The organism is Paraburkholderia nodosa (assembly GCF_001718195.1).
Classification (GTDB): Bacteria; Pseudomonadota; Gammaproteobacteria; order Burkholderiales; family Burkholderiaceae; genus Paraburkholderia; species Paraburkholderia nodosa_A.
In genome coordinates this window covers 18,795-40,959 of record NZ_MCNV01000003.1, presented here as the reverse complement: position 1 = coordinate 40,959, position 22,165 = coordinate 18,795, and the positions used below count along the sequence as shown (strand labels likewise).

18 protein-coding genes are annotated in these 22,165 nt (G+C 65.5%); 16 read left to right on the top strand and 2 right to left on the bottom strand.

From position 1 onward, the window contains the following. Positions 1-71 precede the first annotated feature (71 nt). A complete protein-coding gene (locus tag BFD71_RS06420) occupies positions 72-1,313 on the top strand; it encodes a cytochrome-c peroxidase (RefSeq protein ID WP_069262481.1) in 1,242 nt (413 codons plus the stop codon). 66 nt (positions 1,314-1,379) lie between these two features. On the opposite strand, the gene BFD71_RS06415 is transcribed toward BFD71_RS06420, so the two are convergent. After that, the gene (locus BFD71_RS06415; RefSeq protein WP_083245101.1) at positions 1,380-2,264 is read right to left on the bottom strand and encodes an IclR family transcriptional regulator; all 885 of its coding nucleotides are present in this window, start codon (positions 2,262-2,264) and stop codon (positions 1,380-1,382) included. Positions 2,265-2,427: 163 nt separating this feature from the next. Between BFD71_RS06415 and BFD71_RS06410 the strand changes: the two genes are divergently transcribed. The 4 genes from BFD71_RS06410 (at position 2,428) to BFD71_RS06395 (ending at position 9,208) form a co-directional block, all read left to right on the top strand. Next, positions 2,428-4,767: a cytochrome P450/oxidoreductase gene (locus BFD71_RS06410; RefSeq protein WP_069262479.1), complete on the top strand. Its 2,340-nt coding sequence runs from the start codon at positions 2,428-2,430 to the stop codon at positions 4,765-4,767. A 47-nt stretch (positions 4,768-4,814) separates the two neighbouring features. Then, positions 4,815-6,188: an MFS transporter gene (locus tag BFD71_RS06405; protein ID WP_069262478.1), complete on the top strand. Its 1,374-nt coding sequence runs from the start codon at positions 4,815-4,817 to the stop codon at positions 6,186-6,188. A gap of 260 nt (positions 6,189-6,448) precedes the next feature. Further along, positions 6,449-7,981 carry a class I adenylate-forming enzyme family protein gene (locus BFD71_RS06400; RefSeq protein WP_069262477.1) on the top strand — a complete coding sequence of 511 codons (1,533 nt, stop codon included), beginning with the start codon at positions 6,449-6,451 and terminating at the stop codon, positions 7,979-7,981. 69 nt (positions 7,982-8,050) lie between these two features. After that, positions 8,051-9,208: an acyl-CoA dehydrogenase family protein gene (locus BFD71_RS06395; protein ID WP_069262476.1), complete on the top strand. Its 1,158-nt coding sequence runs from the start codon at positions 8,051-8,053 to the stop codon at positions 9,206-9,208. A gap of 41 nt (positions 9,209-9,249) precedes the next feature. Here the strand turns inward: BFD71_RS06395 and BFD71_RS06390 are convergent, their stop codons facing one another. After that, positions 9,250-10,152, bottom strand: coding sequence for a LysR family transcriptional regulator (locus BFD71_RS06390; RefSeq protein WP_069262475.1), 903 nt, complete (start codon positions 10,150-10,152; stop codon positions 9,250-9,252). Between the two features lie 293 nt (positions 10,153-10,445). On the opposite strand from BFD71_RS06390, the gene BFD71_RS06385 reads away from it, so the two are divergent. The 11 genes from BFD71_RS06385 to BFD71_RS06335 all read left to right on the top strand — a co-directional run bounded on the left by BFD71_RS06385 (position 10,446) and on the right by BFD71_RS06335 (position 22,158). Further along, on the top strand, positions 10,446-11,351 hold the full coding sequence (locus tag BFD71_RS06385) for an SDR family NAD(P)-dependent oxidoreductase (RefSeq protein ID WP_069262474.1): 906 nt from the start codon (positions 10,446-10,448) through the stop codon (positions 11,349-11,351). Continuing rightward, positions 11,351-12,643: an acetyl-CoA hydrolase/transferase family protein gene (locus BFD71_RS06380; protein ID WP_069262473.1), complete on the top strand. Its 1,293-nt coding sequence runs from the start codon at positions 11,351-11,353 to the stop codon at positions 12,641-12,643. The genes BFD71_RS06385 and BFD71_RS06380 overlap by 1 nt, the downstream gene beginning before the upstream one ends. Positions 12,644-12,705: 62 nt before the next feature. Then, entirely contained in the window at positions 12,706-13,905 is a 1,200-nt protein-coding gene (locus BFD71_RS06375; RefSeq protein WP_069262472.1) for an acetyl-CoA C-acetyltransferase, read from the top strand. A gap of 45 nt (positions 13,906-13,950) precedes the next feature. Beyond that, entirely contained in the window at positions 13,951-15,126 is a 1,176-nt protein-coding gene (locus tag BFD71_RS06370) for a phenylacetate--CoA ligase family protein (RefSeq protein WP_069262471.1), read from the top strand. Then, entirely contained in the window at positions 15,123-16,259 is a 1,137-nt protein-coding gene (locus BFD71_RS06365) for a lipoate--protein ligase family protein (RefSeq protein WP_069262470.1), read from the top strand. Before BFD71_RS06370 ends, BFD71_RS06365 begins: the two co-directional genes overlap by 4 nt. Then, the gene (locus BFD71_RS06360) at positions 16,256-17,047 is read left to right on the top strand and encodes an enoyl-CoA hydratase/isomerase family protein (protein WP_069262469.1); all 792 of its coding nucleotides are present in this window, start codon (positions 16,256-16,258) and stop codon (positions 17,045-17,047) included. Before BFD71_RS06365 ends, BFD71_RS06360 begins: the two co-directional genes overlap by 4 nt. Before the next feature lie 20 nt (positions 17,048-17,067). Then, positions 17,068-17,937, top strand: coding sequence for a MaoC/PaaZ C-terminal domain-containing protein (locus BFD71_RS06355; protein ID WP_069262468.1), 870 nt, complete (start codon positions 17,068-17,070; stop codon positions 17,935-17,937). A gap of 33 nt (positions 17,938-17,970) precedes the next feature. Beyond that, positions 17,971-18,759 (top strand): citryl-CoA lyase, encoded by a 789-nt coding sequence (locus tag BFD71_RS06350; protein WP_069262467.1) that lies wholly within the window; start codon positions 17,971-17,973, stop codon positions 18,757-18,759. A gap of 158 nt (positions 18,760-18,917) precedes the next feature. Beyond that, positions 18,918-19,763 (top strand): FAS1-like dehydratase domain-containing protein, encoded by an 846-nt coding sequence (locus BFD71_RS06345; protein WP_069262466.1) that lies wholly within the window; start codon positions 18,918-18,920, stop codon positions 19,761-19,763. Between the two features lie 37 nt (positions 19,764-19,800). After that, positions 19,801-20,964, top strand: a complete 1,164-nt coding sequence (locus BFD71_RS06340; RefSeq protein ID WP_069262465.1) for an acyl-CoA dehydrogenase family protein — start codon at positions 19,801-19,803, stop codon at positions 20,962-20,964. A 15-nt stretch (positions 20,965-20,979) separates the two neighbouring features. Further along, entirely contained in the window at positions 20,980-22,158 is a 1,179-nt protein-coding gene (locus BFD71_RS06335) for a CaiB/BaiF CoA transferase family protein (RefSeq protein ID WP_069262464.1), read from the top strand. Positions 22,159-22,165: the final 7 nt, after the last annotated feature.

The following is a 22,165-nucleotide window of genomic DNA, read 5'->3' as shown; positions in this document are numbered from 1 at the left end:
AGCGGTCTCACAAGAACTTTGTTGTCCTGGCCCGGTTCTCGGCTCGAACCGGGCTCTTTTCCTGATCCGTCATGCGCCAATTTCCTCTAAGGGCTGTTCTCACAACGGCCCTTTGCATTTGCCTGCTTTGCGCATGCGACCAACATGCACCGGACGCTCAGGCAGCCACGGTCAAAGCACCTGCGCCTGATCTGGCAGCCATCGGCAAGGCAGCGTTCTTCGATCCGTCGCTGTCGGCTTCCGGCAAGCAGTCATGCGCCTCCTGTCACAGCCCCGCGAATGCCTATGGGCCGCCGAACGGTCTGGCAGTCCAGTTGGGTGGTCCAAACCTCGATCGAGCCGGACTGCGCTCGGCGCCGTCGCTGCGCTATCTGCGTGCTGTGCCTTACTGGACGTTCACGCAGGCAAATAGCCTGAAAGAGCGTCTCGAGGACGGCGACAATCAGCCCAGCGGCGGATACACCTGGGATGGACGCTACAACTCCCCCGCGGATCAGGCTGCATTTCCCCTGCTCAATCCGGATGAAATGGCAAACAGCAGCGCGGAGGACGTAGCGCAGAAGCTGAGCAAAAGCGCCTACGCACAGCAGTTCCGCGAAGCATTCGGTCAGGACATTTTCTCGCGGCCGACGCAGGCGCTGGCGGACCTCGGAAAGGTATTGCAGGCATTCCAGTTCAACGATCTGTCGTTCGCGCCGTACTCCAGCAAATTCGACCGGGTGCTCGACGGCAAGGAGCATTTCACGCCACAGGAAGCGCACGGATTGGCGCTGTTCAGCGACCCGGACAAGGGCAACTGTGCAAGCTGTCACCTGATCAACAAAGGCGCTCACGGCGCGCATCCGGCATTGACGGATTACAACTTTCAGACGCTGGGTGTGCCACGCAACATGGAAATTCCGGCCAACCGCGATCCGAATTTCTTCGACATGGGGTTATGTGGGCCGCTGCGTCAAGACGAGGCGAAGCAGCAGAAGTGGTTCTGCGGGATGTTCCGCACGCCCACGCTTCGCAACGTCGCCACGCGACGCGTCTTCTTTCACAATGGCATGTACCATACGCTGGAAGATTCGTTACGCTTCTATGTCGAGCGCGACACGAACCCGGAGAAGTGGTATTCGAAAGACGCGCACGGCCACGTCGTGAAGTTTGACGACCTGCCGAAGAATCTGCGCAGTAATGTGGATACCAGGACGGAGCCGCTGACGAATCACCTGGGCGGCAAACCGGTCTGGTCAGACTCGGATATCCGCGACGTAATGGCGTTCCTGGATACCCTCACCGACGCGGACGCAAAGACGGTGGCTCGCTAACGTCGTTCAGAAAAAGGAAAAACCCGGTCAGTTTTGAACCGGGTTTTTTTATGCGCTGACGAAGCGTTAAGCGCTGCTCGCCACGTAGCCGAGGAGGGCGCTCACGGCGTCCGCTTCGCGGCGTACGGCGCGACCGTTCGGGCCCTCGGCCGTGGCGTCGAAGCCGCCCGTGGCGCCCAGCGCCGTGAGCACGCCGCAGAGCTTGCCGGTGTGATCGAAGAGCGGCGCCGAAACGGCGCTGATGCCCTTGAGATTCGTGTCGCGCACGCTCGCGCAGCGCGCTTGCTGCACGTCGCGCCGCAGCGTGCCGATCGGATCGCTCGCACTCAGTTGCGCGCGCAACGAAGCATCGGCGTGGGCGAGTTCTTCTTCAGCTTGCGCGAGCACGCGCGTGTCGTCGAGCAGGCCGAGAAACACGCGGCCCGTGGACGACCATAGCAGCGACATCACCGAGCCCACCCGCACGTTGACGGTCACGGGCAGCCCCGGTTCCTCGAAACGGATGATCGTGGGCCCCTTGTTGCCCATCACCGCGACGAACGACGTCACTTCGAGCGTCTCGCGCAGGCGCACGAGCGCGGGCTCCGCAATGCGCACCGGATCGGCCTGACGCATGGCGGCCACGCCGATCATCATTGCCTCGACGCCGAGCCGATACTGCTGGGTGGCGGTGTCCTGCGCGACCAGGCCTTCCTCGATCAGGCTCACGAGATAGCGATGCACCTTTGCGGGACTCTCGCCCACGCAAGCGGCGAGACCCGAGAGGCTCGCGCGGCCGCCCAGGCGCGCGAGACCCTTGAGCACGGCCATGCCGGTTTGCGCGGATTGCACGCGCTGCCGGCGCTCTCGCGGCGCGGCTACGGCCCTCGTCTCTTGCGCGACTTTGGGCGACGTCGAGGCGTCGGCCACTTTGGCCGTGGTGCGACGGGGAGTGGTTTTCCTGCTTTCCATACTGGACGGGACGCTGGGATATCGGTTGGGTTCACGCGGATTTTAGGGCGCGTAGGGGCGGCATAGTGCCTGCTGAGCTTGCACGTTAACCCCTATCTCGTAATTACGCAATGCGTACTAGAGTTACGCAAAACGTAATGCACGCAGGATGCAGGAGAGGCATATGAGCGAGACACCTTCCCCATCGACGGGCCGCTGCCCGTTTCCCCACGCCGCGAACCGGACGTCGCCCGCCACGTCGCGCTGCCCGGTCAGTGCCAATGCCGCGGCATTCGACCCCTTCAGCGACGGCTACCAGCAGGACCCGCCCGAGTACGTGCGCTGGGCGCGCGAGCAGGAACCCGTGTTCTACAGCCCGCAGCTTGGCTACTGGGTGGTCACGCGCTACGACGACATCAAGGCGATCTTTCGCGACAACCTCACGTTCTCGCCCTCCATTGCGCTCGAAAAGATCACGCCCACCGGTCCCGAGGCGAACGCGGTGCTGGACTCGTACGGCTACGCCATGAACCGAACGCTCGTGAACGAGGACGAGCCTGCCCACATGCCGCGCCGCCGCGCGCTGATGGAGCCGTTCACGCCCGAACATCTCAAGCACCACGAACCGATGGTGCGGCGCCTCACGCGCGAGTACGTGGACCGTTTCATCGACGCAGGGCGTGCCGACCTCGTGGACCAGATGCTCTGGGAAGTGCCACTCACCGTGGCGTTGCATTTTCTGGGCGTGCCCGAGGAGGACATGGACTTGCTGCGCAAGTATTCGATTGCGCATACGGTCAATACGTGGGGGCGGCCGCGCCCCGAAGAGCAGGTCGAAGTGGCGCACGCGGTGGGCAACTTCTGGCGGTTCGCGGGCAAGGTGCTCGACAAGATGCGCCAGAACCCGGACGGCCCGGGCTGGATGCAATACGGTATTCGCAAGCAGAAGACACATCCCGAAGTCGTCACGGACTCCTATCTGCATTCGATGATGATGGCCGGCATCGTGGCCGCGCACGAGACCACGGCCAACGCCACGGCGAACGCGATGAAGCTGCTGCTGCAGCACCCGCATGCGTGGCGCGAGATCTGCGAGGACCCGAGCCTCATTCCGAACGCGGTGGAGGAGTGCTTGCGCCACAACGGCTCGGTCGCGGCCTGGCGGCGCCTCGCAACGAAGGACGTGCAAATCGGCGGCATCGACGTTCCGGCGGGTTCGAAGCTGCTCATCGTGACGTCCTCGGCGAATCACGACGAGCGCCACTTTGCCGACGCCGACCTGTTCGACATTCGCCGCGACAACGCGAGCGACCATGTCACGTTCGGCTATGGCTCGCACCAGTGCATGGGCAAGAACCTCGCGCGCATGGAGATGCAGATCTTCCTCGAAGAATTCACGCGCCGCTTGCCGCACATGCGCCTGGCCGAGCAGGCGTTCACGTATGTTCCCAACACGTCGTTCCGGGGTCCTGAGCATCTGTTCGTGGAATGGGACCCCGCGCAAAACCCGGAGCGCGCGAATCCGGCGCTGCTCGGCGCGCACGTGGCGGTGCGCATTGGCGAGCCGTCGGCGCACGCGCTTTCGCGGCCTGTGGTGGTCGAGCGTGTGGACGCCGTGGCAGAAGGCATCGTCCGTGTGCGCCTCGTCGCGCCGGAGGGCGGCGCGCTGCCGCGCTGGGCGGCGGGTGCGCATATCGACGTGGAGTGCGGCGACACGGGCATCTCGCGCCAGTACTCGCTTTGCTCGGACCCCGCCGACACGGGCGCGTTCGAGATCGCCGTGCTACGCGAAATGCAAAGCCGCGGCGGTTCGGCCTGGGTGCACGACACGTTGCACGCAGGCATGCGCCTGAAGATACGCGGCCCGCGCAACCACTTCCGGCTCGACGAAGAGGGGCGGCGCGCGATCTTCATTGCGGGCGGCATCGGCATCACGCCGGTAAGCGCCATGGCGCGCCGCGCGCGCGAACTGGGCATCGACTACGAATTGCACTATAGCGGGCGCTCGCGCAGGACGATGGCGCTCGTCGACGAACTCGCGCAGCTGCACGGCGAGCGCCTGCATCTGCACGTTTCGGACGAAGGCTCGCGCAACGATTTTGCCGCGCTGTACGTCGACGAGCATACGCGCGTCTACGCGTGCGGACCGGCGCGCATGCTCGAAGCACTCGAAGCGTGCAGCGAGGCGTGGCCCGAGGATGCACTGCGCGTGGAGCATTTCGCGGCGACCGGCGGCAAGCTCGACCCCTCGCGGGAGCAGGCGTTCGAAGTCGAGCTGAAAGACTCAGGGCTCGTACTCAACGTGGGCGCCGACCAGACCGTGCTCGACGCGCTGCGCCGCGCGAACATCGACGTGCAAAGCGATTGCGAAGAAGGCTTGTGCGGCTCGTGCGAGGTGCGCGTGCTGGCGGGCGAGATCGACCATCGCGACGTGGTGCTCACGCGCGCCGAACGCGACACGCAAACCCGCATGATGACCTGTTGCTCGCGAGCGAAAAGCGGGCGATTGGTACTCGAACTTTAGTCGCCACAGAGCGATCGGGACGACATAACAATGATTGGAGACATTGCATGAACAAGGCGGTGGAGGTTACCGGCATCATCGACGAAAGCCGGTTCGGGCGGTATCAGCTCCTCGTGGTCACGCTGTGCGCATTGTGCCTCGTGATGGACGGCTTCGATGTGCAGGCCATGGGCTACGTGGCGCCGGTCGTGATCCGCGAGTGGGGCATCGCGAAGGAGACGCTCTCGCCGGTGTTCGGTGCGGGCCTCTTTGGCATGCTGGTGGGCTCGCTCACGTTCAGCACGCTCGCCGACAAGATCGGCCGCCGCCCGGTGTTGATCGGCGCGACGCTGTTCTTTTCCGCGTGCATGGTCGCAACGGGCTTCGCGCATTCGATCGCGCAACTGGTGGCCTGGCGCTTCGTTGCGGGGCTGGGTCTCGGCTGCATCATGCCGAACGCGATGGCGCTCGCGGGCGAGTACAGCCCGCGCCGCATGCGCGTCACGCTCATGATGATCGTCTCGTGCGGCTTCACGCTGGGCGGCGTGGTGGGTGGCCTGATCACCGCGGCGCTGATTCCCGCGTTCGGGTGGCGTGCCGTGTTCTTCGTAGGCGGCGCGATTCCGCTCGTGCTCGGCGTGCTGATGTGGCTCGCGTTGCCCGAGTCGATCCAGTTCCTCCTGTTTCGCGGCCGTGGTGAGCGCACGCAGGCGCGCGTGCGCCGCAATCTGTCGCGCGTGGCGCCTGCGCTCGCGTTGCCGGCCGGCGTGCAGTTCACGAGCGTGGAAACGCGCTCGCGCGGCGTGCCGTTCGTCGAGCTGTTCAAGGAAGGGCGCGCGCGGGTGACCGTGCTGCTGTGGGTCGTGAACTTCTCGAACCTGCTCGCCATGTATTTCCTCTCGAACTGGCTGCCGACCGTGATCCGCGACGCCGGCTATTCGACCCGGACCGCCGTGTTCGCCGGCACGGCATTGTGGGGCGGCGGTGTGATCGGCACGCTGCTGCTCGGGCGCATCATCGACCTTGCGGGCTTCACGCGCGTGCTCGCCACGACGTTCCTGATCGCCATCGTCTCGACGGCCGCCATCGGCAATCCCGCTGTGATGGTCTCCGTGGCCGCGATGTTCGCGGCGATCTTCGTCACGGGCTTTACGATCATCGGCGGCCAGCCCGCGCTCAACGCGCTCGCCGCGACCTACTATCCGACCTCGCTGCGCTCGACCGGCATCGGCTGGAGCCTCGGCGTGGGGCGTATCGGCTCGGTCGTCGGCCCGGTGCTGGGCGGCGCGCTCCTGCACCTGCAGTGGTCGTCGTCGGCGCTCTTTCTCGCGGCGGCCGTGCCGGCCTGTGTGTCGCTCGCGGGCATCGTGGCGATTCATCGGGCGAATAGCGCTTCCCGGGGCACGATGGGAGGCGAGCGTGCGGCGGCGCAGATGGAGTGACTGGCGGCAGCGCCTGCGCAGGGCGCCTCGCACGCGTCACTCACGAGGGCTGAGCGCCCGCCGAGCACGCTCCCGGTCGAGAAGATAATCACCTCGAAGCCCCGGCCATCGGGGTGAATTCCGACTTCTCGGCAGACGAATGCCGGCTTTATCGAAAACGAATTGTTGGCAGGCCGCGCCTGAACCACACTGATACCTGTCGCGATGCGGCGTGCCACGGCGCGCCGTACGCAGTCAAAGAGCAACGACGGGAGGTGACAGTGGTGAGGCGAGCGGCGCGCAAGATCAGCGATATCGCGCGGCATTGGGCGCAGGCGTCGCCCGAAGCCGTGGCGATACGCGAAGAAGCAAGGGTGACGAGCTTCGGGCAGCTCTGGAGCGACGTGGGGCAGGCGCAGCGGTTTTTGCGCGAGCAGGGCGTGGACGTGGGCGACCGCGTGCTCGTCGTGGCCGAAAACTGCTCGGCCGTGGTGACGCTGCTGTTCGCGCTATCCGAAATCGGCGCGTGGCCGGCTGTGGTCAATGCGCGGCTCTCGGAGCGCGAGATCGAGACGATTCGCGCGCATTGCGGGCCGCGGCTCATGCTGTTTACGCATGGTGCTTCGCCCGACGCGCTGCGTCATGGCGTGCGCTATCGGGCGCGCGAGATCGCGCCCGCCGGGCTCGGTCCGCTGATGATGGCGGCGCCCGACCTCAACGCCGTGCGTGAGGCCGAAGCGCTCGCGCACGAGGTCGCGGTGCTCATCTACACGTCGGGCACGACGGGCCAGCCCAAGGGCGTGATGGCCACGCATCGCGGCCTGCTGCATTTCGCGCATGTCTCGGCGACATCGCGCGACATGACACAGGCGGACTGCGCGTACGCGGTCATGCCGATGTCGCATATTTTCGGACTCGCCACGCTGCTGCTCGCCACCTTCGAGGCGGGCGCGAGCCTGCATCTGGCCGCGCGCTTTTCGGCCGAGGAGGTCGTGAAAGCGCTCGCCGCCTCCGAAATCTCCATCCTGCAGGGGGTGCCGACGCTCTTCACGCGCATCGTCGCCTATGTGCGCGAGCACGGCGGCACGGTACATGCGCCCCGTTTGCGCTACCTGTACACGGGCGGAGGTCCGCTCGATCCCACGCTCAAGCAGCAGGTCGAAGCGCTCTTCGGCATGCCGCTGCATCACGGCTACGGCATGACCGAGTACGCGGGCTCGCTATTCATCACACGCATGGACCGTCCGCGCAAGGACGTGTCTTCGGGCGAGATCGTCGAGGGTGCCGAGTTGCGCGTGGTCGGGCCCGACGGTCACGATGTGCCGCGCGGCGAAGCGGGCGAGTTGTGGGTGCGCGGTCCCGGCGTCATGCACGGCTACTACCGCGAGCCGGGCCTGACCGCCGAAGTGCTCGATGCGGAAGGCTGGCTCAAGACCGGCGACCTCGGCCGGCTGGACGCGGACGGCGCGCTCTTCATCGTGGGCCGCTCGAAAGATCTCATCATCCGTTCGGGCTTCAACGTGTATCCCATCGAAGTCGAGTCGGTCATCAACACCTACGCAGCGGTGCGCCAGAGCGCCGTGGTGGGGCGGCGCGACGCCGAAGGTAACGAGGAAGTCGTGGCGTTCGTGGAAGCGAAGGACGGCGCGACGATCGACACGGCCGATCTCGCCCATTATCTGAGCGAGCGGCTCTCGGCCTACAAGCGCCCCTCGGAAATCGTGACCATCGACATGATTCCGACCACGGCCAGCGGCAAGCTGCAAAAGCAGCCACTGCGCGAAATGGCCAAACGCGCCGTGCGCGCTCACTGAGCATTCCTGATTTTGTCATCCTCACGGGCGGCATCGTGCCGCCCGATCAACGATTGCAGGGCATACACCATGATTCGCGACCAGGAAACGATGAACGTTCTGCTCGACAACGTCGCGCGCTTCGTGCGCGAGCGTCTCGTGCCGAACGAAGAGCGCGTGGCCGAAACCGATGAAATTCCGGCCGATATCGTCGATGACATGAAGGCCATGGGCCTCTTTGGCCTGACCATCCCGGAGCAGTACGGCGGGCTCGATCTCACGATGGAAGAAGAAGTGCTCGTGATGTTCGAACTCGGCAAGACTTCGCCCGCGTTTCGCTCGATCATCGGCACGACGGTAGGTATCGGCTCGCAGGGCATCGTGATCGACGGCACCGACGAGCAAAAGGCAACATGGCTGCCGAAGCTTGCGAGCGGCGAGATCATCGCGAGCTTCGCGCTCACGGAGCCGGGCGCGGGCTCGGACGCTGCATCGATCAAGACGCGCGCCGAGCGGCGCGGCGACCACTACGTGGTGAACGGCACCAAGCGCTTCATCACGAATGCGCCGCAGGCCGGCATGTTTACGCTGATGGCGCGCACCAATCCCGACGAGCCGCGCGCGGGCGGCATCACCTCGTTCATCGTCGACGCAAAAACGCCCGGCATCAGCTTCGGCAAGCGCGACAAGAAGATGGGCCAGCGCGGCGCGCATACCTGCGACGTCATCTTCGAGGACGTGAAGGTGCCCGCGGAGAACATCATCGGCGGCAAAGAAGGTGTGGGCTTCAAGACCGCGATGAAGGTGCTCGACAAAGGGCGTATTCATATCGCGGCGATCTGCGTGGGCGTGGCGCAGCGCATGCTCGACGACGCGCTGCGCTACGCGATAGAACGCGAGCAGTTCGGCGAGAAGATCGCCGAGTTCCAGCTCGTGCAGGCCATGCTCGCCGATAGCCAGACCGAACTCTACGCGGCGCGCTGCATGGTGCTCGACGCGGCGCGCCGCCGCGACGCCGGCCAGAACGTGAGCACCGAGGCCGCGTGTGCGAAGCTCTTCGCATCCGAAATGTGCGGGCGGGTAGCAGACCGCGCGGTGCAGATTTTCGGCGGCGCGGGCTATATGTCCGACTATGGCATCGAGCGTTTCTACCGCGATGTGCGCATCTTCCGCATCTACGAAGGCACGAGCCAGATCCAGCAGATCGTCATTGCGCGCAACATGATTCGGGCGGCCGGCGGGCGCTAGTCGAGAGGGGCGGCGCGCAGCACGCGCGCCGCGTCATGGGGCTATTCGAGGCGGCCGATGCCGTCGGCCACTAGCAGATCGACGAGCTTGCGCGCGAACAGCGGCAGCGCATCGCGGTCGGTCATGCAGATCTGCAGTTTGCGCACGGCCCACTCGTCGGTGAGCGGCACGATCTTGAGCGACATGGTTTGCGCGTGGCGGCGCGCCGTACCTTCGGGCAGCACGCCGATGCCGATGTTCGCCTCGATCATGCGGCACGCGGCTTCGAAATTGCCGATCTGGATGCGCCAGCGTATCGTGCGTTGCAGATCCGACGAGGCGCGCTTGAGAAACGAGAAAATCGCGCTCTCGTCGGGCGGCCCGATGAAGTCGTAGTTGAGCGTATCGGCAAACGCCATCTCGCTCGCTTGCGAAAGCGGGTGGCTGAGCGCGGTGACGAGCACGAGCCGGTCGCGCCGGTAGGGCAGCACCTGCAGTCCCTCGGTGCGCACATTGCCGGCCACGATGCCGATATCGATCGTGCCGTCCTGCACGGCGCGCACGATATCGGGCGAAAGGCGCTCGTGAATGTCCACGTACACGTCGGGATGATTGATGAGGTAGGTGCGCAGCACGGCAGGCAGGAACTCGCTCATCGCCGTGGTGTTCGCAAACACGCGCACATGGCCCTTCACCCCCTGCGAATATTCCTGCAAGTCTCCCGTGAGTTGCTCGAGTTGCTTGAGCACGCGGCGCGCGTGCGCGAGCAGCGTCTCGCCGGGGCCCGTTAGCGTGACCCCCTGGCTCGTGCGGCTCAAGAGCTTCACGCCCACCTGTTCTTCGAGATTCTTGATACGCGTGCTCGCCGCGGGCAGCGACAGGTGCGCGCGTTCCGCGCCGCGCGTGAGGCTGCTCGCCTCGGCTACGTGGGTGAAGAGCTTCAGGTCGACGAGATCGAAATGCATGGGTTGACTTGCCGTGACTCCAATGTCCGTCAGCTCGTTCGTTAGAGGGATGCAAAAAACATGAGGGGCGAGCAGACTCCAGCCATTATTGCGCCGCGGCGCAACGCACGCCATTAGCGATAGTACGGGTTAATCCTGGCCGAAACAGGCGTTCGGCATATCCAAATTGTGCAGCTTTGGCCGATGCGTCAAGCTGCAACACGAACGGCACAGCTTGCCGCATCACGATTCAAATCGAATGAATGCCCGGCGCAACGCGGGCTGGAGGAGCGAAAACGATGACGACGCAACGAATGCTGGACGGCAAGGTCGTGGTGGTGACGGGATCGGGCGGGGGCATTGGCCGCGATATTGCGCTCATGATGGCGCGCCACGGCGCGAAAGTCGTGGTGAACGACGTGGGCGCCACGCTCACCGGCGAGGGCCATAACGACGGCCCCGCGCAAGCCGTGGTGAACGAGATCACGGCGTTCGACGGCCAGGCCACGGCGAACACCGACAGCGTGGCCGACGCCGCCGGCGCCGCCCGCATCGTGCAGAACGCGCTGGACGTGTTCGGCCGTATCGATTGCGTGGTGAACAACGCGGGCATCCTGCGCGACCGCTTCTTCCACAAGATGAGCGAAGAGGAGTGGGACGCCGTGCTCAAGGTTCACCTCTACGGCTCTTACTACGTTTCGCGCGCCGCCGCCGACCACTTCAAGGAGCAGCGCAGCGGGGCGTTCGTGCATATGACGTCCACGTCCGGGCTGATCGGCAATCTCGCGCAGGCCAACTATAGCGCCGCGAAGCTCGGCATTGCGGGCCTGTCGAAATCCATCGCGCTCGATCTGGAAAAGTTCGGTGTCCGTTCGAACTGCATCGCGCCGTTCGCGTGGAGCCGCATGATCAACTCGATCAAGATCGATTCGCAGGAACAGGAAGCACGCGTTGCCAAGATCAAGCAGATGACGCCCGCGAAGATCGCGCCGCTCGCCGTCTACCTCGCGAGCGAGCAGGCCGCCGACGTGACGGGTCAGATTTTCGCGGTCCGCAACAACGAAATCTTCCTCATGAGCCAGCCGCGCCCCGTGCGTTCGGTGCATCGCGGCGAGGGTTGGACGCCGGAGACGATCGCCGAGCATGCCATGCCGGCGCTGCGAAAATCGTTCCATACGCTCGATGTTTCCGCCGATGTCTTCAGCTGGGACCCCGTCTGATGACGCGCGGCCCGCGCGCGGCGCGCATCGTCGACGCCGCGCAGCTCGATTTCGCGCAGTACGTGCGCCCGGGCGACACGCTCGCATGGGGCCAGTGCGGAGCCGAGCCGTGCACGCTCACCGCGCTGCTGATGGCGCAGCGCAAGGCGATAGGCGGGCGCTTTCGCGTGTTCGTGGGCGCGTCGTGGTCCGACACGCTCGAGCCCGCGTATGCCGACTGCGTGGACTTCATGGCCTATGGCGCGTCGGGAACGAACCGGCGCCTCGAACGCGAAGGCGTGCTCGATATCCTTCCGTGTCACTACTCGCAGTTTCGCAGCGCGCTGACCAGCGGTCCGAATCGCATCGACGTGTTGCTGCTGCAAGTTGCCCCCGCGGATGAGGCGGGCCGCTACAGCCTCTCGATCGCCCATGAGTATCTCGTGCCGCTGATCGACAGCGCGCGCGTGGTCATTGCGGAGGTGAACGCGGCGGCGCCGTGGACCTACGGCGAGCGCATGTTGCGCGGCGATGATTTCGACGTGCTGATCCATACCGACCGCACGCCACTGGAAGCGCCGGCCGCACAGGCCGGCGACATCGAGCGGCGCATCGCGCAGCACGCCGCTTCCCTGATCGAAGACGGCTCGACGATCCAGTTCGGGCTGGGCGCGCTGCCCGAGGCCATCGTCGCGCAGTTGCGCGACCGGCGCGACCTTGGCGTGCATAGCGGCACCATCGGCGACGCTGTGGTCGATCTGATCGAAGCGGGGGTGGTGACGAATGCCCGCAAGCCGCGCGATCGAGGCGTGAGCGTGGCCGGCACGATGATGGGCACGCGCAAGGTCTACGCGCATGCGCACCGCAATGCGCAGATTCAGTTTCGCGCCACGGCCTATACGCACGACATCGACGTGCTCGGCAGCCTCGACCGGTTCGTGGCGATCAACTCGGCGCTCGAAGTCGATTTGACGGGGCAGGTCAATGCGGAAGCTGCCGGCGGTCGCTATGTGGGCGCCGTGGGCGGGGCGCTCGATTTCATGCGCGGCGCGGCGCGCTCGCACGGGGGCGTCGCGATCGTCGCGCTCGCAGCCAGCACGCGGCATGGCAGTCGCATCGTCGCGCGTCTTTCGGGGCCGGTCAGCACGCCGCGCAGCGACGCCGCGGTGATCGTCACCGAGCACGGCGTGGCCGATCTGCGCGGGCTCACGCTCGCCCAGCGCACCGAGCGCATGCTCGCCATCGCGCCGCCAGAATGGCGCGAACAGCTGGCGGCGCAACACCATGCGCGGCGGGATACGATAGCGGTTTGACGGTACGCAGGCACACGACGCGGCGAACAACAACAACCAGACTCCATGTAAAGGAATCCGAAATGAGAAGAGCAGCGATAGTCGCACCCGTACGCACGCCGGTCGGCACCTTCGGCGGCAGCCTGCGCCCTGTTTCCGTCGAAACGCTCGCGGCCACGGTGCTGCGCGAAACCATCGCGCGCAGCCGCGTGGACCCGGCACGCATCGAGGACGTGGTCTTCGCGCAATCGTATGCGAACAGCGAAACGCCTTGCATCGGCCGCTGGGCTGCGCTCGAAGCAGGGCTGCCCGTGCAGGTGCCCGGCATGCAGCTCGATCGCCGTTGCGGCGGCGGGCTGCAGGCGGTCGTGACCGCCGCGATGATGGTGCAGAGCGGCGCGGCGGACGTGGTCGTGGCCGGCGGCGTGGAAAGCATGAGCAATATCGAGTACTACACGACCGACATGCGTTGGGGCGCTCGCGCGGGCTCGGTGAAGATGCACGACCGTCTCGAGCGTGGCCGCGAACGCTCGCAGCCCGAAGCGCGCTTCGGCTACATCTCCGGGATGATCGAAACGGCTGAAAACCTCGCGAAGGAATACGGCATCACGCGCGAGGAAGCGGACGCGTACGCCGTGCGCAGCCACCAGCGCGCCGCGGCGGCATGGGAGTCGGGCCGTTTCGCCGACGAGGTGGTGGCGGTTTCGGTGCCGCAACGCAAGGGCGACCCGGTGCTGTTCGCACGCGACGAAGGCGTGCGCGCCGACGCAAGCGAGGCGTCGCTCGCGAAGCTCAAGCCGCTCATGAAAGGCGGCACGGTGACGGCGGGCAACGCGAGCCAGCAGAACGACGCCGCGGCTGCGTGCCTGATCGTCGCCGAAGACCAACTCGACAAACTGGGCCTCACGCCGCTTGGTTACCTCACGGGCTGGGCAGCTTCGGGATGCGAGCCCGCGACGATGGGCATCGGCCCGGTGCCGGCCGTGCAAAAGCTGCTGCACAAGACCGGGCTCACCTTCGATCAACTCGATCTCGTCGAACTGAACGAGGCCTTCGCGTGCCAGGTGCTCGCGGTGCTCAAGGGCTGGGGCTGGCACGACGAAGCGCGGCTGAACGTGAACGGCTCGGGCATTTCGCTCGGTCATCCGATCGGCGCGACCGGCGTACGTATGCTCACGACCTTGCTTTACGAACTGCAGCGCCGCAAGGGCCGCTATGGCCTCGAAACCATGTGCGTAGGCGGCGGCCAGGGCATCGCGGCGATTTTCGAGCGGGCGGCTTGAGTACGAACGCTTCGCATCCCTACGGAACATAACAAGGAGGAGACGATGCTCGATGCACTCAACGCGCAGCTCGCCCGGCTGCAAACGCATCCGTTCTATGCGGGACGTCTTCCGGGCAGCGTCGCGAGCGCGGCGGAGTTCGCCGAGCGCGTGCCGCTCATGACGCGCGCCGAACTGGTGGCCGAGATGCATTGCCCCGGCTACGGCGCGTTTGCGCCGGCCGTTCCGCCGGTGCGCGTTCACCTCACACCGATGGGCGCAACGCTGGTGCCGATCCTGCAGAGCGCGGCCGATCTGCGTGCCATCGAAGCCGCGTGCGGGCAGCATCTCGACGCGTGCGGCATCGGTCCCGGCGACGTGTGCATGGTGACGTTCGGCTATCACCTCTTCGTTGCGGGGCTTTTCTATCAGACCCAGATGGAAGCGCGCGGCGTGGCGTGCATTCCGCATGGCCCGGGCGAGACCGAGCGCGCGGCACGTGTCGCGCAGCAATGCGGCGTGACGGTGCTGGCCGGTAATCCGTCGCATGCGCTCAAGCTCATCGAAGCGGGGTGCCCCGTGCCGCGCGTGTTCTTCGCGGGTGGCGAAGCGTTCACGGGCAATGCCGCGCTGTACGCCCGCGTGCGCGAAGCGATGCCGGGCACGTTGTTGATCGACAGTTACTCGCTTTCCGAATGCCTGCCGGTGGCGCGGACATTCCCCGGTGGTACGGGGGTGCATGTGTTCGACGAACTGCTGTACGCCGAAGTCATCGACCCGGACACCGGCAATCCGGTTGCCGAGGGCGAACGTGGCGAACTCGTGCTCACGCATCTGAACAAGGAACTGCAACCGCTCGTGCGCTATCGCACTGGCGACCTCACCATGCTCGAGCGCACTGCGCCCGTGCATGGGCGCACGGTGTCGCTGCCGCGCGTGGTGTTCGGCCGTGCAGATTCGATGGTGAAGATCAAGGGCGTGAAGGTCTACCCATCCGAATTGAAGACGGTGCTGCTGGGCCTGGAGGGCGCGACGGGCGCCTATCGGCTCGTGGTCGGCACTAAGACTCATGGCGGCGACCATCTGACGCTGCAGGTGGAAGGGACGGTGCAGGGCGGTGCGATCGAGGCCATAGCCGAGCGCTTCAAGCGCCAGACGCTCATACACGCGGACGCCATCGAGACGGTCGCGAAGCTCGAAGGCGCGGCACTCGTAGAAGATCAACGGAGAGAGACGACATGAATGCAAGCGCAACGCACACCCCAACCCCGTGGCGACTCGTCGTAGGCGGCCACAGCTACGCGGACTTTTCCATTTCGGTGTCGCCGGCCGTCGAGCGCGCCGTGGCCGAGAATCTCGTACCGCCCACGGTCTATCTGAACGTCTTCAACGAAGACAGCATCACCGTAGGCGTGAACGAAGATCCGAACCAGGTGCTCGATCTGCCGTTCTGCCGCGACAACAACGTGCTCGCGCGGCGGCGCGTGAGCGGCGGCGGCGCGATTTACGCGGGGCGCGGCTCGGCATTTCTCGCGTTCTATCTGCCCATCGGTCTGCCCGGCGTGCCCCAAACGGCGGCGCAAGCGTTTCCGACGATACTGGGCCACGTCGCCGAAGCGCTACGCGATGTGTTCGGCCTGCAAGCCGCTTATCGGCCGCTGAACGACGTCGAGATCGACGGACGCAAGCTCGTGGCCACGTCGCTGAAGATCGAAGGCGGCGTGCTGACGTTCCGCATTTTGCTGAACGTGAAGGCGATCGACACGGCAATCGCGGCGCGCGCCATGCCCATGGCGCCAGAGAAGGTGAAGGACAAGAAGCACAAGGATCTCGGGTCGCGCTACACGTTTCTGGAGCAGGAACTCGGCCGCGAGGTGAGCGCCGATGAGTTGACCGCGTGGGTCACGGCCTGCGTTCGCCGCACGTTCGGGGAAGTGGCGCTCGTATCTGGCGCGCTCGGCAGTGAAGAATTCGTTTTTGCCCGGCAATACGAGCGCGAGCTGCACGAAGAGGGCTGGTTCCATGAGAAGAGCGAGGCCGCGCGTTACAGTCCAATCAGCGCGATGGGAGACCGTATCGTGCGCGGACGCGAAAAGGCACCGGCCGGGCTGATCTGGCTGAGTCTGCTCGTGCGTGACGGCACGGTGGTCAAGGCGATCGTCAACGGCGACTGGCACCCGCGTCCGCTGGCTTCGGTCGCCTGGCTCGAAGACGGCTTCACCGGCCTTGCCGCCACGCGAGAAGCCTGCGCGGCGCATATCGAGGCATTTCTCGCACGTCCCGACGTGGAATTCGCCGGCGTTGAGCCTGTGCATCTCATCACGGCGCTCGACAAGGCACTCGCAGAACTCGCAAGCGCCGGGGTGAGCGCATGAGCGAAAAAACGGTGCTGGTTGAACAGGACGCGGGCGTCGCGACGCTCACGTTCAATCGTCCGGAGGCGAAGAACGCGCTCAACGGCGAGATGCGGGTGGAATTGCTCGAAGCCGTGCAGCGCATACGTGCCGACCGCGGCGTGCGTGCGGTCATTTTGCGCGGCGCGGGCAATGACTTCTGCTCGGGCGGCGACGTGCGCGGCATGAACGTGACGAGCGCCGAAGCGGGACGCGACCGGATCGACGACCTGCATGGCTGGGTGAGCATGCTGATCGACCTCGACCGCCCGGTGATCGCGGCCGTGGATGGGGTGTGTTACGGCGCGGGCTTCAGCTTCGCACTCGCCGCCGATTTCGTGATTGCCAGCACGCGGGCGCGCTTTTGCATGCCTTTCATGAAAGTCGGTCTCGTGCCCGATTGCGGCGCGTTCTATACGCTGCCGCGCGTGGTGGGACTCGCGCGCGCGAAGGATCTCGTCTTTACGGCGCGCGAGGTACGCGCCGCAGAAGCGAAGGAGATGGGCGCGGTGCTCGAAGTCGTCGAGCCCGAACAGCTCCATGCACGCGCTACGCAGGTCGCGGCCAGTCTCGCGGCGGCGTCGCCCATTGCGTTCGGTCTGGCCAAGCGCGCGTTGAATCAGTCGCTTGGCAGCGACCTGCGCGCGATGCTCGAAATCGAGTCGGCGGCGCAGGGCATTGCGTTCACGACCGAATTCCATCGCGAAGCCGTGAAGCGCTTTCGCGAGAAGGCCGACCCGCTCTTCAAGTGGCCCGCCGCCGAGGCCTGATCTTTCATCCACGCACCGCCATGACGATCGACTATCACACCCTGCGCAACTGGCCGTTCAAGGACGTCGAGCAAACCTATACCGCGCGCGACGCCATGCTCTACAGCCTCGCTGTGGGATACGGCGCCAATCCCGTCGATCCGGACGACCTGGCATTCGTCTACGAAAAAGAGTTGCGCGTGCCGCCGACGCTTGCCGTCGTGCTCGGCTTTCCCGGCTTCTGGGCGCGCGACCCGCGCTCGGGCATCGACTGGGTGCGGCTGTTGCACGGCGAGCAGAGCCTCGTGATGCACAAGCCGCTGCCGCCGGCCGCAACGGTGATCGGCCGCTCGCGTATCACGCGGGTGGTCGACAAAGGCGCAGGCAAGGGCGCGCTGCTCGAAATCCAGCGTAGCATTACCGACAAGGCAAGCGGCGACCTGTATGCCACCGTCACGCAGCTCACGTTCTGCCGTGGGGACGGCGGCTTCAGCGCGGACAACGGTTTGAGCGACGAAGCGCCCGCGCCGCCGCCGCCGATGCCCGAGCGCGCGCCCGATCATCATTGCGATCTGCCGACGCGCCCGGAAACGGCGCTGATCTATCGCCTGTGCGGTGACGACAACGCGTTGCATGCCGACCCGCAGGTCGCACGCGCGGCGGGTTTCGAACGGCCTATCCTGCACGGGCTCGCCACGTGGGGCGTGGCCGCGCATGCCGTGCTCAAGACGATGTGCGCGAGCGACCCGCAACGCCTCGTGGCGTTTCACGCACGCTTTACGGCACCTGTGTATCCGGGCGAGACGATCCGCACCGAGATGTGGCGAGATGGCGACGAAGTGAGTTTTCGCGCGCGCGTGCTGGAACGCGACGTGCTCGTGCTCAACCATGGGCGCGCGCAGTTGCGCTGAGCGCTATTCTGTATAACGAAGGAAATCAGGACTATGGCCCGTCAACCGAAACCGCTCGTGCGCTCCGATATCGCGTACAGCACGCCCGATCGTATCGTCGTGCGAGGCAAGAGCCTGCCCGACGAAGTGCTCGGCCACGTGAATCTCGGCGACTTCGCGTTTCTGCAACTCACGGGCAAGGCGGCCACGCCGCAGCAGTCCGCGATGTTCAACGCCATCGTCATCACGCTCGTCGAGCACGGCATGACGCCAAGCGCCATCGCCGCGCGCATGACCTATGCGGGTGCGCCCGAGTCGCTGCAGGCAGCCGTCGCAGCGGGGCTATGCGGCCTCGGCTCGGTGTTCGTCGGCAGCATGGAAGGCGCGTGCCGCATGCTGTCCGAAACGCTGCCCTATGACGGCCAGTGCGACGACCTGGAGAAACTCGCAGTCGATACCGTCGCCGCATGGCGCGCGCGTGGTACGCCGATTCCGGGGCTCGGCCATCCGCTGCACAAGCCCATCGATCCCCGCACGCCGCGCCTTTTCGAACTGGCCGCGCAAAACGGCATGTCGGGGCGCTATGTGACCCTCATGCAACTCATTGGCGCGGAGGCCGAGCGTGCGTCGGGCAAGGCACTGCCGATCAATGCGACGGGTGCGATCGGCGCGATTTGCTGCGAATTCGGCTTCCCGTGGCGTATCGTGCGCGGCTTCGGTGTGATGGCGCGCGCCATTGGCCTCGTGGGTCATCTGCTCGAAGAAGGCGAGCGCCCCATGTCGTTCGAGTTGTGGCAGCGCGTGGAAGACGAAGCCTCCGCCCATCTGCGCGGCGAAGCGTGAGGGCTGCGCGCGGCCGTGGTTGAAAGCCGCGTGCAAGTATCGGGCCGCAATGGTCGAGGGATTAACGAAAGCGAAAGGGCCGATTCGGCAAAGGCAACTTCGCGAAACGATGTGAGCCGTTCATAGTATGGCCAACAGTCTCGAATCGGAGAAACGCCATGCCGGAATCGCAAACGCCAACGCTCAGTGCGTGGCTCGACAAGACCGAAACGCTCACCGACGATATCACCGCGTTTCCACTGCGCGCCCTCGCGGCCACGCTCGATCGCGAAGCCCCCGATAGCGCCGTGCCGCCGCTGTGGCACTGGCTCTATTTTCTGCCCGTCTCGCCGCTCGCGCAAGCGGGTCCCGATGGCCACCCGAAACGCGGTGGCTTTCTGCCGCCGGTCGAACTGCCGCGCCGCATGTGGGCGGGCGGACGCCTCACCTTTCACGCGCCGCTGCGCGCGGGCAGCGAGGCCGCGCGCACCTCTACCATCGCGAACATCGAGGACAAGACCGGCCGTAGCGGCCGTCTCGTGTTCGTGACCGTGCAGCATCGCTACGAGAGCGGCGGGGCGCTGTGCATCGAGGAAGAGCACGACATCGTTTATCGCGACGCGCCGCAACCCGGCGCGAGCGCGCCCAAGCCGGTAGTGGCACCCGAAGGCGAGACATGGTCGCGAACGCTCACCGCCAGTGCGCTCATGCTGTTCCGCTATTCCGCGCTGACCTTCAACGGTCATCGCATTCACTACGACTTCCCGTACGTCACGCAGGAAGAGGGCTATCCGGGCCTCGTCGTGCACGGCCCGCTCATCGCCACGCTGCTGCTCGACCTCGTGCGCCGCGAGCGGCCCGACGCCACCATCGCAACGTTTGCGTTTCGCGCGGTACGGCCCACGTTCGCAGGCCACGCGTTCACGCTGTGCGGCAAGCTCGCGGACGACGCGCGCTCGGTCGAACTCTGGGCGAAAGACCACGACGGCTATCTGACGATGCAGGCCACCGCCACGCTGGCCTGAACGGCAACACGAACTACATAGCGAATTCATATCGATCATGCAAACCACGCAACAAGATTCGTTTCAGGACATCCGCGAAGCCGTGCGCGATCTGTGCCAGCAGTTCTCCGGTGAATACTTCCGCAAGATCGACGAGGCGCGCGGTTATCCCGAGGAATTCGTCGACGCACTCACGAAAGCGGGCTGGCTCGCTGCGCTGATTCCTCAGGAGTACGGCGGATCGGGTCTGGGCCTGACCGAAGCTTCGGTCATCATGGAAGAGATCAACCGCTCGGGCGGCAACTCGGGTGTCTGTCACGGCCAGATGTACAACATGGGCACGCTGCTGCGCCACGGCTCGGCCGAGCAAAAGCGCAAGTACCTGCCGAAAGTCGCGAGCGGCGAACTGCGCCTGCAATCGATGGGCGTAACCGAGCCCACGACGGGCACCGATACCACGAAGATCAAGACGACGGCGGTACGCAAGGGCGACCGCTACGTGATCAACGGGCAAAAGGTGTGGATTTCGCGCGTGCAGCATTCGGACCTCATGATCCTGCTTGCGCGCACCACGCCGCTTGCCGACGTGAAGAAGAAGTCCGAAGGCATGTCGATTTTCGTGGTGGACCTGCGCGAGGCGATCGGCAACGGCCTCACCGTGCAGCCGATTCTCAACATGGTCAATCACGAGACCAACGAACTCTTCTTCGATAACCTCGAAATTCCGGCGGAAAACCTGATCGGCGAGGAGGGAATGGGCTTCAAGTACATCCTCGACGGCCTGAACGCCGAGCGCACGCTGATCGCGGCCGAGTGTATCGGCGACGGCTACTGGTTCATCGACAAGGTGAGCGCCTATGCCAGGGAGCGCATCGTGTTCGGGCGGCCGATCGGACAGAACCAGGGCGTGCAGTTTCCCATCGCGCGCGCGTTCGTCAACGTCGAAGCCGCGAGCCTGATGCGCTTCGAGGCCGCGCGCCGCTTCGACGCGCACGAGGCCTGCGGCGCGCAGGCCAATATGGCGAAGCTGCTCGCCGCCGACGCTTCGTGGGAAGCCGCGAATGCATGCCTGCAGTTCCACGGCGGTTTTGGCTTCGCCTGCGAGTACGATGTGGAGCGCAAGTTCCGCGAGACGCGCCTCTACCAGGTCGCGCCGATCTCGACCAACCTGATCCTTTCGTACGTGGCGGAGCATGTGCTCGGCCTGCCGCGTTCGTTCTGACCGGAGGCGCGCGCCATGAGACCACTCGACGGCATCAAGGTCGTCACGCTCGAACACGCGATCGCTGCGCCTTTCTGCACGCGCCAGCTTGCCGATCTCGGCGCGCGCGTGATCAAGATCGAGCGGCCTGGCGTCGGGGACTTCGCGCGCGGCTATGACGAGCGCGTGCATGGACTCGCATCGCACTTCGTGTGGACGAACCGCTCGAAGGAAAGCCTCTCGCTCGACGTCAAGCACAAAGAGGCCGCGCCGATCCTCGACGCGCTGCTCGCCGACGCCGACGTGCTCGTGCAGAATCTCGCCCCGGGCGCCGCCGCGCGACTTGGGCTGAGCTACGAAGCGCTCAGCGAGCGTTACCCGAAGCTGATCGTGTGCGACATCTCCGGTTACGGCGACGACGGTCCTTACCGCGAGCGCAAGGCCTACGATCTGCTGATCCAGAGCGAATCGGGCTTCCTCTCCATCACGGGGTCGGCCGGCGAGCCCGCGAAGGCAGGCTGCTCGATCGCCGATATCGCCGCAGGCATGTATGCCTACTCGAACATCCTCAGTGCGTTGCTGATGCGCGGTCGCACCGGGCGCGGCTGCCGCATCGACGTTTCGATGCTGGAGAGCATGGTGGAGTGGATGGGCTATCCGCTCTACTACGCGATCGACGGGCAAACGCCTCCGCCACTCGCAGGCGCTTCGCACGCGACAATCTATCCCTATGGGCCGTTTCCCGCCGGCGACGGCAAGTCGGTGATGCTCGGCCTACAGAACGATCGCGAATGGAAGCTCTTTTGCGAGCACGTGCTGCTGCAGCCGGAACTCGCCACCGATGAGCGCTTTGCCGCGAACTCCCAGCGTTCCGCACGCCGTGCGGAACTGCGCGAACTGATCGTCGATGCGTTTTCGAAGCTGACCGCCGCGCAGGTCATTGAACGGCTCGACCGCGCCGGCATTGCCAACGCCCAGATGAACACGATGGCCGATGTTTGGGCGCACCCGCAACTGCAGGCACGCGAGCGCTGGCGCGAGGTGCAGACCTCGGCGGGGACCGTTCCGGCGCTGTTGCCGCCGGGCGCGCCTTGCGCATTCGACGCCCGCATGGATGCGGTGCCCGCGCTCGGTCAGCATACCGAATCAATCCTGCGTGAGCTTGGCTATGACGCGGCGCGCATCGGCGCGCTGCGCGAAGCCGGAGCCATCTGATCGCGTC